Source organism: Pseudoalteromonas sp. SG45-3, from assembly GCF_014164075.1.
In the GTDB taxonomy this organism is placed as follows: domain Bacteria; phylum Pseudomonadota; class Gammaproteobacteria; order Enterobacterales; family Alteromonadaceae; genus Pseudoalteromonas; species Pseudoalteromonas distincta.
Window position 1 is genome coordinate 13,181 of record NZ_JACJEN010000026.1, and the last position, 12,422, is coordinate 25,602.

A 12,422-nucleotide genomic window follows, 5' to 3' on the forward strand; every position below is an offset into this window, starting at 1 on the left:
ATAATGAATAACAAACTAAAACAACTTGTAGTAGCACTACCATTTGCACTTTTATCAACAACTGCAGCAGCTGATTGGTCAACAACAATCACTGCAGCGTCTGACTACACTTTTAATGGTGTAACACAGACCGATAGCGACCCTGCAATTCAAGGCAGCTTAGATTATGCCTTTGATAGTGGTGTTTACGCTGGTGTTTGGGCCTCAAACGTAGATTTTGGTGACGACACTGATTTTGAGCTTGATGCTTACTTAGGTAAATATGTACAACTTGATGAGCAATTCAGCGTTGATTACGGTATCGCTTATTACACTTATCAAGGTAATAACAGTGACGGTAACTACGCTGAAGCTTACACTAAGTTTGGTTATGCAAGTGAATACGGCCAAACTGAGCTTAACTTTTGGTATAGCTGGGATTACTTTGGAACAGGTGCGGGTCATGTAATTTCAATGGTTGCTCACACTTATGAACTAGCTCCAAATCACGCACTACGTGCAAGTTTTGATATTTCAAACTCACTTGATGGTGAAAAGTGGGCTTGGGATACAAACCAGAAAAAATCGTACAAGCACTACCGCCTAGCTTATCAAACAAGCTACGAAGGTTTTGGTATTGAAGTGGCTGCTGAAAACACTAGCTTAGATTACGATTATGCTGATGAGCGTATTGTACTTGCTGTTTCACGCACATTTGATCTTTAATACATTAATTACTGATTAAACAAAAAATGCCACTCTATTTAGAGTGGCATTTTTATTTGTAAAATAACTAACTAACTAACTAGCTAGCTAACAATATCCCACGCACTTGTACCCGATGCAGAAAGATTGCTGGTGTTATTACGTAATACTTTATTGCCTACATTAACTGATGACTCAGGACGGCTCACTAAATACCCCTGAACTGAACTCACACCCATTTTTTTAACAAGCTCAAACTGCCCTATTTCTTCAACGCCTTCAGCTACAATTTTAAGGCCCAGCTTTTGTCCAAGCTCACTAATTGTATTTAATATATCGTTATACTTTTGGCTTTTATTGGCTTGAGCTATGAACGAGCGATCAATTTTAATAACATCAATTGGTAAATCCGCTAATGTACTTAACGAGCTAAAACCTGTACCAAAGTCATCAATTGCAATAGTGATGCCTTCTTCTCTTAATCTACTTAGCTCTTTAATTATTCTAGGGCTGGCTTGAATAAATGTTGATTCGGTAATTTCTAGCATTAAAGACGTCGCCGGTAAGCCGGTTTTTTTTAGCTTCTTCATTATCCAATCATAAATATCACGGTGCTTTAACTGAATGCCCGAAACGTTAACAGATATTTTTACTTTGCGCATACCTGCATTATGCCATGCAGCCATTTGCCGACACGATTCAAGCATAATCCAATCGCCAAGCTCTAATATTAAATTCGACTCTTCTGCTATTGGAATAAATTCTGAAGGTGGGATCATACCTTCAACTGGGTGGTCCCAGCGTGTAAGCGCTTCAAAATAATCAATCATACAATCTTCAACATGTACAATTGGCTGAAAAGATAAGTAAAAATCTTTACACGCGAGCGCTAAACGCAATTCTTCGAGTAAATAATGATAACGGCGCATTTTGTTACCCATTTCTGGCGAGTAAACTTTAAATATTCCCTTACCATCACTCTTAGCTCTGTACATAGCAACATCAGCTAGTTGTAAAAGTGCTTGTGGGGTTGACGCGCTTTCTGGGTAAGCAGCAATACCAATACTGGCACTAATTTTTACTATTTTATTGCCAAGCACAAAGTCTTTTTCAAGCTCACTTAACACGTGCTTCGCAATGTCAACAACTCTGTCGCTATCATCAAGTAGTTCTATAAATATGGAGAATTCATCTCCACCTAATCTTGATAAGTTTTGCTCTAATTGATTAGCGCTATTAATATTACTTAACTTATGGTGACGTAAAACATTTGCAAGTCGACTGGCCACTTGAACTAATATTTCATCACCAAAACTGTGGCCAAACGAATCATTTACTTGTTTAAAGCCATCCAAGTCGATAAATAGAAGCGCACATTTGAGATCTTCCTGATTAGCATGATTTATTTGTCTGTCTATGTGTTCAATATATGCATGGCGGTCAATTAACAGCGTCAGTTTGTCTTGACAAATACTTGTTTGAGTTTGTTTTACATAATTAACTACGTGTGAATTTAAGCTATTTATAGATTGGCTTAAGCTGCTTACACCTAATGGGTTCTCTGCCGGTTTAACTTGTAAATTAAATGCAGTAAGTAAGCTGTTGGCTTGGCGATTGAGCTCCGCTATTTGATTTTTATAATGACGTTTTCTACGTTCTCTACGTAAATAGATACCTGAGCCAAATATCAATATACATAAAAATAAAAAGTTCATGGGTGATGAGAGCGTCATCATGATTAACTTATTAGAATCAGCGGCTACAAATTGGGTATCAGTGGTTTTAATAAGTAAAAAATCAGCTGTTGGCTGCTCAATTATATAATGGCCATTTAAAATGGGATTATACCAAGGAGCCATATCAAGGGAGGTATTCGTGATCTCGAAACTTCGTATATCAATATTAGTCTGAAATAGATTTATACGGTTGATCTGATTAGTTAACTCTATGTTTATGCAGAAACAAAATAGAACTATGATTAAGAAAATAAAACCGAGCGGCTTAAGTTTATTCATAAAAAAAATCCATCTATTTTGCTTCTCCTATCAAACCTATTACCAAAAGCGGATTATATCGCTTGCATTTAGTACTACGCAAGCATTGATATAATCCTAAGCCATTAGAATAACAAAAAATTGTAACGATAATGGATTAACTAACTATATCTACATATAGTATAGATGGGATTAATAAAAATAAACAAAAACGTTTCAATTGTTTAAAATTTAATACATGCGGTATATAAACTTTGTCGTTTTTTCTGCCGCATTAATCTATGCCTCACCACTACAGCTTTAAGTACTTATATTTACTCAACTTTAATCGCATTTGCTCCGCTGTCGTACATCATTTAAAAATTATTCTTGCGCATTATGCATTGCTACTCAAACTAGTAGGAATTATCGCTAATAAAATTATTATTAATATTTAAAGCTGCCATGCATAGCTAACTTTTGTAAATAAGGTACGTTGATCTCGCTCAATATTTTTAAGAGAATCGTCTTGGTAACCTCTATCTGAGTAACCCAAATAAAACAGTGTTTGCGCATTAATTTTATATGAGTAAACAAGCTGACTACCGTAGTCTTTGTTAATTTGGCTAACTTGATAAAAGTAGGCATTTTCGTCTCTATCAATATCTTCAAATTGCAAAATAAGCTTAAGGATTGAACGCATACTAAATTTATAATGGAGCCTAAAATCAACTAAGTTAGCTGTAAATACACGCTCCCCTTGTGGGTTATCTAATTGGCTGTAGTTATGTTTTACATCGAGCTGCCAATGGTCGTTAATGTCCCACACCATTTGGGTTTGGGTGTCAAACGCATCGCCTAATTGCTCATTTGCATAATCAATGCGGCTAGCGTATTCAACATATAATGATAACTTTAAATCTTTAGTGGGTTTAAAGCCCGTATAAATGTAACCAATATTTTGATTATAAAAATTGTCATTATAATTTTCATAACGGTGTACTAAACCAATTTCAAAAATAGATTGTTTTTGACCTTTAAAACTCAAAAAGCCTTCGTATTCTTCTTCAAGTAAGTCGCCATTTTGTGCCCACGTTTTATCCCAGTCAGCTTCGTATGACCACGAGGTAAGTAAATCAGACTCATCTCTGTACCATGTTTGTCCGCCACCAAAGCCTACTTTTTCATAATCGACTTTAGCTTGATAACCTAAATCAGTGCGGTAGTCCTGCCCAATATTTTCATAAGATGCAAATAATTTGTAATCACGTTTATCGCGGGTAAGTTCTAGAGCATAAGCTTCATCTGATTGAGTTTCAGATAAGTTATAGTTTTGAATTAAAAATTCAGAGTTACGAGTATCAGCAGATGACACTTGATACAAAAGAGTATCCGATTGATTAAACCAGTAGGTACCATCCACTGATAATACAGTGTTGTGATAGTCATCACTTTCTCTGTGCGTGCTTGAAATACCAATAGTACCTTGCTGACCTAAGTCATATTGATAACGCCCTGCGGCTGCATTCGTTTTTTCGTTTAAGCTTGCGAAGCCAGAGCCCTGATTCGTTGGCAGTAAAATATTACTATTGTCGTCATCAGCTAGCATTAGCGCATAACTATGATCACCCGTTTTACCCGTCAGCTTTGCACCTAAAGTAGGCTCTGCAATTGTACGTGTGTATAAAAGCTCAAATAAGCTACTTTTAAAGTAAGAAGCACCATCTAAAAAGAAAGGACGTTTTTCAGCGTAATAAATTGAGAAGGTTGTATTTACATCAAGCTCTAAAGAGTCAGTTTCTACTTGCGAAAAATCAGGATTAATTGTCGCGTTTAAAACAGCATCTTTTGTTAAACCCCAGCGTAAATCTAAGCCCACTTCAGTATCTATATCACCCTTATCCCAATCACCTGGCAACGCAGATTTATTATCGTTACGCAGTGTGGTTAATGTAGGTGTTAATTGGATATTTTTACTTGATTCAATGTCACTAAAGCCAACTAACTTATCAAACTGGCAAAGGCTGCATTTCACATTTCTATCAAACCCCATATTTGATAGCTGATATAGCACATCACGTTGATAGTTTCTCATTACAGAAAAACCCCACGTTAGCTCATTTTTATTTTCAGGAAAACGCAATGCTTTAAAAGGAATACGCATTTCAACAACATAACCTTTGTCGTTAATTTGTCCTGCGCTATCCCAAATAGCATTCCATGAGGTATCAGAGCTCCAGCCATCGGTGTCGGTCATTCGTATATCGCCTTGCGCACCCAGCGGGTTCACATGGAATTCATAACCACTGCGTTCATCATTAAATGTATCAATAACAAGAATAACGACGTCGTCTTCCCATAGCGTATCCCGGTCACGAAGTGATGCACGAATTTGCGTAGGGTCTGGGTCTTGTGCAACATAGGCAACATATAAGTTAGTGCCATCTTCGTAAATAAAGGCATCAGTTTTTACAGGAGGAGTGCCTTTTTCGTTAGGCTCATCTTGGTAGAGTAAAGATATACGTGTTGCATTTTGCCAGTGCGCCTCATCCATAACACCATCAACGGTGATATTTAAATCAATACGGGACAAGGATACTTGCTGTTTTTTAGCCGCTACATCAAGGCTTGAAAGTAATAAAGCAAAACTTAAAAATAGGAAGGTAAACTTTTTTATTATAGTTATAAAGTACTGCATAAACATCCATTTAGACTGTAATTACTCATAAGGAGCAACTTAAGCTGAGGATTGTAATTTATCCAGGTACATTTGTTAATACTTTGAAATGAAAAATTAACTATTTAATGATAAAGGAGTAACTAATTGTTATGTATTATGTTTCGAGTAGTTTAAGCTTATCGTCTATGCCATTCCATACATCAGCGTCCTCTGGTGCAGGTTTAACCTCTGTAATGCGCGGCCAGACCAGTGCAAGTTCAGCATTTAATTCAGTAAACTCTTTTTGAGACTCTGGTAGCTCATCTTCTTGGTATATCGCATCAGCTGAACACTCAGGGACACATAAGCCACAATCAATACAATCAATCGGGCTAATTGCTAAAAAATTAGGGCCTTCAAAAAATGCATCTGCTGGGCACACTGATACGCAATCAGTGTACTTACATTTTATACAATTTTCGGTGACAACAAACGCCATACTATTTTAATACCTAAGATTTTGAACAACAGTTGTGGATCATACCCATCCACCCCAAAAATACAATAAATAAGTGCCATATCAGGCTATTTTAACGTAAAATGCGCGCCTAATGTTTGCACACTCGTTGTGTCCTGCATCCCCTTATTGTGAGCGGTAATAATACCCCGCTATGACACCTAAAAGAGATATAAATGATACGTTTAACCGAAATTAAGCTGCCACTTGATCATGACGAAGACGCAATTGGTCAAGCAATTGTAAATAAACTAAAAATCCTACCTGAACAATTGCACAGTTTTAATGTGTTTAAACGTGGTTATGATGCACGTAAAAAATCAGCTATTTTACTTATTTATACACTCGATATAGAAGTTGATAACGAAGCCGAGCTACTCGCAGCATTTGAAAAAGACCAACATGTAAAAGTAGCACCAGACACAAGTTATAAATTTGTAGCCCAAGCTAACAATAATATCAAAGAGCGCCCTGTCGTGATTGGTTTTGGTCCTTGTGGTTTATTTGCGGGCTTATTACTTGCTCAAATGGGCTTTAAACCCATTATATTAGAGCGCGGTAAAGAAGTACGTGAACGTACAAAAGACACGTTTGGCTTTTGGCGTAAACGCACACTTAATACAGAATCAAATGTACAATTTGGTGAAGGTGGCGCAGGTACTTTCTCAGACGGTAAGTTATACAGCCAAGTAAAAGATCCAAAGCATTATGGCCGAAAAGTCATTACTGAATTTGTAGAAGCAGGCGCACCCGATGAAATTTTATACGTAAGTAAGCCACACATTGGTACGTTTAAACTTGTCACCATGATTGAAAAAATGCGCGCTCGTATAATAGAGCTTGGCGGCGAAATTCGCTTTAGCACACGTGTTGACGATATTCATTTAGACGACGGGCAAGTAACAGGTTTAACGCTTTCAAATGGCGAGCAACTAAACACTCGACATGTTGTATTAGCCGTTGGCCATAGCGCACGTGACACGTTTGATATGATCCATAAAAAAGGGATTTATGTTGAAGCAAAGCCATTCTCAGTCGGTTTTAGAATCGAACATAAACAATCAATGATCGATGAATGTCGTTTTGGCACAAATGCAGGAAACCCAATTTTAGGCTCTGCCGATTATAAACTTGTTCATCACTGCGACAATGGCCGCACGGTTTACAGCTTTTGTATGTGCCCAGGTGGCACAGTAGTCGCGGCAACCTCTGAAGAAGGCCGTGTTGTTACCAATGGTATGAGTCAATATTCACGAAGTGAGCGCAACGCTAACAGCGCTATTGTGGTAGGTATATCACCAGAGCAAGATTTCCCTGGTAATCCACTTGCCGGAATAGACTTACAACGCAAACTTGAAGAGCAAGCGTATGAGCTTGGTGGTAGCAACTACGATGCACCAGCACAGTTAATTGGAGATTTCTTAAAAGGTAAATCATCTGCAGACTTAGGTGAAGTACAACCCTCTTACACACCTGGTATTAAGTTAACTGACTTGAGTAAAGTGTTACCACAATTTGCAATTGATGCCCTTCGCGAAGCGATACCAGCGTTTAATAAACAAATTCGTGGCTTTTCAACTAACGACGGTTTATTAACCGGTGTGGAAACACGTACTTCGTCGCCTATTAGTATTAAGCGTGATAAAACATTCCAAAGTATTAACACCAAAGGGCTTTACCCTGCTGGTGAAGGCGCAGGTTACGCTGGCGGTATTTTATCAGCGGGTATTGATGGTATTAAAGCAGCTGAAGCAGTCGCACTGTCTATGTTAGAAAGCGCTTAAACCTCTTTTTTAAGCTGTTTATCGAAAAGCCTCACTTTGTGAGGTTTTTTTGTGCTAAATGTATAGAAAATAATAACAACTCAAGCACCTCAACAATGATCAAAACATTTACCTTTTCGTTGCTTAGTGTATTAGCAATTTTTAACGCTAAAGCACAAGAGCTAAAAACCATCGATGAAATCCACAGTGCATATAAAAATAATTCTATTAATGCACAGCAACTCACCCAAAATTATATAGACCGAATTAATAAACTTAACCCACAATACAATGCAGTTATTAGTATTGAGCCTACAGCGATTGCTCAAGCTAAAACGTTAGATGAACTTGCCGCCAAAGGCACTTGGACAGGTCCATTACACGGAATACCTGTACTTCTTAAAGATAATATAGAAACAAAAGGCACACTTCCCACAACGGCTGGCTCTTTAGCACTTAAAAATAACGTTACTAATAATGATGCTTTTGTTGTTAAACAACTACGTAATGCGGGCGCTATAATTTTAGGTAAAGCTAATTTAAGTGAATGGGCAAATTTTCGTTCATCCTATTCATCGTCAGGCTGGAGTGCCGTAGGCGGACAAACACATAATGCGCACGATGTAACACGTAACCCATGTGGTTCTAGCGCAGGTTCTGCTGTTGCAGTAGCACTTAACTTTGCGCCCATAGCATTAGGGACTGAAACAGACGGTTCAATTACGTGCCCTGCCTCAGTAAATGGAGTTTATGCAATAAAACCGAGTATGGGCCAAGTATCACGCTCAGGTGTTGTGCCTCTTTCTAGTAGTCAAGACTCAGTAGGGCCGATGGCGCATTCACTTAAAGATGCATTGCTGGTTTTATCAGTTTTGCAAGGTGAAGACTCCCTTGATGCAACAACTACAGGGTTTAAATTAAATACAGGTAATCTAAAATCAAAATCGTCACTTATTATTGGTGCACTGCCTAGCGACAAATTTACAGTTGAAACGCAGCGCCTTTATGCCAAGCAGTTACAAGCATTAAAACAGGCTGGGCACACTGTTATTAATGTAGATATTACTGACAACTTAGATACGCTATTTGTTGATGAATACTATATTTTACTTTACGACTTCAAAGCCGAAATTAATCACTACCTCGCAAGCACTCCAGCACAAGTGGCTGTAAAAAGCCTAAAAGCACTTATTAATTTTAATATTCAAAATAAAAATACAGAAATGCCCCACTTTGAGCAAGACATCCTAGTTCAATCTCAGGCTATTGATTTAACTAACAAACAAAAATACCAAGAGACTAAAGAACGCTATCGCACTTTAGCAACGACAGCCATTGTTAATGTATATAAAAACAACAAGCTTGATATTGTTATAGCGCCTACAGTATCACCCGCCTGGAAGACAGACTTAGTTAATGGTGATAATTTTAATGGTAGTAGTAGTTCGTTATCTGCTATTGCAGGCACAACGCACATAACTCTGCCTGTCGGAAAAGTAAGTGGTTTACCGGTTGGTTTGTCCATAATAGCAAATAAAGAGGGCGAGCAAGCGGCTTATTTATACGCAAATATTATTGATGAGGTGTTATCACCAGGCACAAAAAAACCTGAGTAAACTCAGGTTTTTTTTAACTAAACGGCGTTAACTATGACTTTTTAAGTGACAGTTTTTCGCCTTTTAAGCTTTTACGAACGCTTGAAATACGTGAGCGATTTACTGCTCTCGCTTCACCGGTTGCTTGTCCTGATAACTTGTTAGAACGTGTACGGCGTAAATGCGCTGGTTTTTTACCAATTTTATCAATTAGTACTTCACGGTTACTTACTTCGTAACCTTCTAAATATACACGTTTGATTTTTTGACCGATTAACGTTTCAATTTCAAACAAAGTGTTTTCTTCTTCGCGGCTAACAAATGAGATTGCTTGACCTTGGCGACCAGCACGACCTGTACGGCCAATACGGTGAACGTAATCTTCTGCAAGCCATGGTAAATCAATATTAATTACACGAGGTAAGCCATCAATATCAATACCACGAGCAGCCACTTCTGTAGCCACTAATACACGTACTTTGCCTTCTTTAAACTCACGTAAAGCACGACGACGGTTACCTTGAGATTTGTCACCGTGGCAAACGCCTGCCGGAATACCATCAAGGTTAAGCTCTTTAACAAGCTCATCAGCCGTTTCTTTCATGTTTACAAATACAAGCACTTGTTGCCAGTTTTTCTTACCAATCAATTCAGAAAGTAGCTCTTGCTTACGACGTTCTTCAACAGGGTAAACAACATGCTCAACAGTACTTGCTGTACTGTTAGTTTGATCAACACGCACTATTTCAGCTTGTTTTAATACTTTAGATGCAAATTGTTTAATTGCTGCAGGGAAAGTAGCAGAGAAAAGTAAAATCTGGCGCTCTTCTGCACAGCTTTTAATCACGTTTTGCATGTCTTCAATAAAGCCCATATCAAGCATACGGTCGGCTTCATCAAGAACAAGGTGCTTAACACTTGCAAGGCTTAAGTTACCTAAGCGAATATGATCAAATAAACGACCTGGTGTTGCAACAACAATATCTACACCTTCTTTTAAAGCGTTTGCTTGGCCGGCGGTACTAACACCACCGAATAAACTAACGACTTTAAGTGATGTATGCTTTGCAAAATCTCTAAAATTATTTGCAATTTGTTCTGCAAGTTCACGCGTTGGAGCAAGTACTAACGCATGAGGTGCATTCGTTGTGCTGAGTTCAGACTCAACCAATTTTTGGATGATAGGTAAAGCAAACGCGGCAGTTTTGCCGGTACCAGTTTGTGCACTGGCTAAAACGTCTTTACCTTTACGAACAGCAGGGATTGCTGCGCGCTGAATGGGCGTAAGAGTGTGATAGTTAAGTTCGTCCAACGCCTGGATGATTTCAGGAGCGAAACTAAAAGATTTAAAATTCATGCTGTATAACCTACGGCCACATTATCAAGGGTCGCAAATTATACAGCAAAAACGAGTCAACAGTTAGCTTTAAACTGGATTAAAAGCTAAAAATTAGTTTGTTAAGTCATTAAAATATTGATTATCAACTCAAGAAAGCGTTAATACCTCATTTTGTTTTAATAACTGTGCTTTACCACCGACAACTTCACGTTCGTTAAGCTCATTTATTAATGGCAAACCTACTTTTTGTTGCTCATCACTAAGCGGTAAATACGGTAATCTAAATACTGGATTTACTGCACCTGTCATCATCATCGCAGTGTTAATAGCAATAGGGTTTGGCTCACAGAACAACCAGCTCATTAATGGTTGTAATGACGTATTTAACTCATCATTTTTAGTATCCATTAATTGGCGAAACAACCCAGGAATAAGGTTAGAAGTAACCGAAATAACACCGTGAGCTTTGTGTACATGACGAGCATCATGTGCTTCATCGTCGTTACCCGACCAACACGCAATGCCTTGCTGCTCATACTGTGCAATGCGCTCATTGCCGCCACATTCTTTAATACCAATTAGGTTCGAGTGCTGTGCTAATGGTTCAATAATATCAGGTGTTAGGTCTTGACCTGTGCGACCGGCTACGTTGTAAATAAAGGCAGGTCCAATATCAAGTACGCGTTTAAAGTGCTCTTTAACACCCGCGATTGACGTACGTCCGTAATATGGGTTAATTTGCAGTGCTGCATCCATACCGCTGGCAAAGCCATATTTAGTTGCTTTAATCGCTTCACGGGTGTTGTTACTACCGGTATTACCAACAATAATCAGTTTGTCACCATATTTGTTTGCACTGTGCGCTATAAGCATTAAATGCTCTTCCCAGTTCATTAACTGGCCTTCGCCTGTTGTGCCACCGACTACAATGCCATCAACGCCCGCTGCAATTTGTATTTCAACGAGTTCATCGTACTTTGCGAGATCAATTTCACCGTTTGCTAAATATGGCGTTTTAATAGCTGTAATAAGGCTTGCTTGTTTAATTTTCTCTAGGGTGCGCATAAAAATTCATTATTTATAAAACTTGCGCTATTTGTAACATACTTGCCGGTATTTTTGGAGGTATAAGCGCACATTTAATTATAAAATCGCTTGTGTTATTGAGTTTGGTAATACAAAATGAATAACTGTATATATGAACAGTATTTTATTTTTAACGATACCAGAGGCTTTATGCGTTTATCTGACTACTTAGCAACTCATTTTTATAACACCGATGAACTGTGCCAAGCATTAAACATAGATGCAGATACACTTTTAGCTTGGCAAGAGCGAAGTGTGTTCCCCAAACCAAGTTACTGTATTAAAAGTCAACTTAGCTGCAGCTCATATTCGGGTTTGTATGAATGCGAAGAATATGACGACTATTATCCGCGCGGCTGTGTTAATTGGGGGCAAGGTCTTTTAAAACAAAAAATAGAATCATCAAGCCATGCTTTTAATTATTTTGCGCAGCAATATACTGCAAGCCTAACTAAACTCGCTCAGCAAGGATTTACGTTTAGCGAAGAGCTATTTGGCTGTGAAATAGACGAGCACTTACAGCAAGTTTGGCAACAGTTTTTATGCAGTAAATATGGCGTACTTACTCAAAATGGATTAATAGACGAAATAGTCTCGGTAGACATTGGCAGGCTATTAGTTGACGACATTACAGAACTGCGCAGTAAAGCGAGTTTAAACCAAGAAGAAAGAGCGCTATTACACCCCGCCATAAAGCTTTTAAACAAAGCGCTAGGGCATGGCGCCGATCATGAAAAACAACACACATTACGCACCCGCTATATAGATGCGCTTATTTTAAAATATGATTTATCTATTAAGTAACG

At 38.2% G+C, this 12,422-nt stretch carries 9 protein-coding genes; 4 read left to right on the forward strand and 5 right to left on the reverse strand.

Annotation, left to right across the window (positions count from 1 at the left end; all coding sequences use genetic code 11):
* Positions 1-3 precede the first annotated feature (3 nt).
* On the forward strand, positions 4-705 hold the full coding sequence (locus H5126_RS19435; protein WP_024603578.1) for a TorF family putative porin: 702 nt from the start codon (positions 4-6) through the stop codon (positions 703-705).
* Between the two features lie 83 nt (positions 706-788).
* Here the strand turns inward: H5126_RS19435 and H5126_RS19440 are convergent, their stop codons facing one another.
* The 3 genes from H5126_RS19440 to fdxA form a co-directional block, all read right to left on the reverse strand.
* Entirely contained in the window at positions 789-2,543 is a 1,755-nt protein-coding gene (locus tag H5126_RS19440; protein ID WP_370626122.1) for a putative bifunctional diguanylate cyclase/phosphodiesterase, read from the reverse strand.
* Positions 2,544-3,111: 568 nt separating this feature from the next.
* A complete protein-coding gene (locus H5126_RS19445) occupies positions 3,112-5,355 on the reverse strand; it encodes a carbohydrate binding family 9 domain-containing protein (protein ID WP_182720907.1) in 2,244 nt (747 codons plus the stop codon).
* A 136-nt stretch (positions 5,356-5,491) separates the two neighbouring features.
* Positions 5,492-5,815, reverse strand: coding sequence for a ferredoxin FdxA (fdxA, locus tag H5126_RS19450; RefSeq protein ID WP_002958626.1), 324 nt, complete (start codon positions 5,813-5,815; stop codon positions 5,492-5,494).
* A 194-nt stretch (positions 5,816-6,009) separates the two neighbouring features.
* On the opposite strand from fdxA, the gene H5126_RS19455 reads away from it, so the two are divergent.
* Together H5126_RS19455 and H5126_RS19460 are read left to right on the forward strand one after the other, a co-directional pair.
* A complete protein-coding gene (locus tag H5126_RS19455) occupies positions 6,010-7,617 on the forward strand; it encodes an NAD(P)/FAD-dependent oxidoreductase (RefSeq protein WP_182720906.1) in 1,608 nt (535 codons plus the stop codon).
* 95 nt (positions 7,618-7,712) lie between these two features.
* The gene (locus tag H5126_RS19460) at positions 7,713-9,212 is read left to right on the forward strand and encodes an amidase family protein (protein ID WP_182720905.1); all 1,500 of its coding nucleotides are present in this window, start codon (positions 7,713-7,715) and stop codon (positions 9,210-9,212) included.
* Positions 9,213-9,243: 31 nt separating this feature from the next.
* Here the strand turns inward: H5126_RS19460 and H5126_RS19465 are convergent, their stop codons facing one another.
* Positions 9,244-10,548: a DEAD/DEAH box helicase gene (locus H5126_RS19465; protein WP_002958629.1), complete on the reverse strand. Its 1,305-nt coding sequence runs from the start codon at positions 10,546-10,548 to the stop codon at positions 9,244-9,246.
* 129 nt (positions 10,549-10,677) lie between these two features.
* The gene (gene dapA, locus H5126_RS19470; RefSeq protein ID WP_154902881.1) at positions 10,678-11,595 is read right to left on the reverse strand and encodes a 4-hydroxy-tetrahydrodipicolinate synthase; all 918 of its coding nucleotides are present in this window, start codon (positions 11,593-11,595) and stop codon (positions 10,678-10,680) included.
* 171 nt (positions 11,596-11,766) lie between these two features.
* Here dapA and H5126_RS19475 point away from each other — a divergent pair, with 171 nt between their 5' ends.
* Positions 11,767-12,420, forward strand: coding sequence for a DUF6058 family natural product biosynthesis protein (locus H5126_RS19475; RefSeq protein WP_138490422.1), 654 nt, complete (start codon positions 11,767-11,769; stop codon positions 12,418-12,420).
* The last annotated feature ends 2 nt before the right edge of the window (positions 12,421-12,422 follow it).

Coding starts and splice junctions, on each gene's coding strand:
- H5126_RS19435 (WP_024603578.1), top strand. CDS start 4: ATGAATAACAAACTAAAACAACTTGTAGTAGCACTACCATTTGCACTT.
- H5126_RS19440 (WP_370626122.1), bottom strand. CDS start 2,543: ATGGCTCCTTGGTATAATCCCATTTTAAATGGCCATTATATAATTGAG.
- H5126_RS19445 (WP_182720907.1), bottom strand. CDS start 5,355: ATGCAGTACTTTATAACTATAATAAAAAAGTTTACCTTCCTATTTTTA.
- fdxA (WP_002958626.1), bottom strand. CDS start 5,815: ATGGCGTTTGTTGTCACCGAAAATTGTATAAAATGTAAGTACACTGAT.
- H5126_RS19455 (WP_182720906.1), top strand. CDS start 6,010: ATGATACGTTTAACCGAAATTAAGCTGCCACTTGATCATGACGAAGAC.
- H5126_RS19460 (WP_182720905.1), top strand. CDS start 7,713: ATGATCAAAACATTTACCTTTTCGTTGCTTAGTGTATTAGCAATTTTT.
- H5126_RS19465 (WP_002958629.1), bottom strand. CDS start 10,548: ATGAATTTTAAATCTTTTAGTTTCGCTCCTGAAATCATCCAGGCGTTG.
- dapA (WP_154902881.1), bottom strand. CDS start 11,595: ATGCGCACCCTAGAGAAAATTAAACAAGCAAGCCTTATTACAGCTATT.
- H5126_RS19475 (WP_138490422.1), top strand. CDS start 11,767: ATGCGTTTATCTGACTACTTAGCAACTCATTTTTATAACACCGATGAA.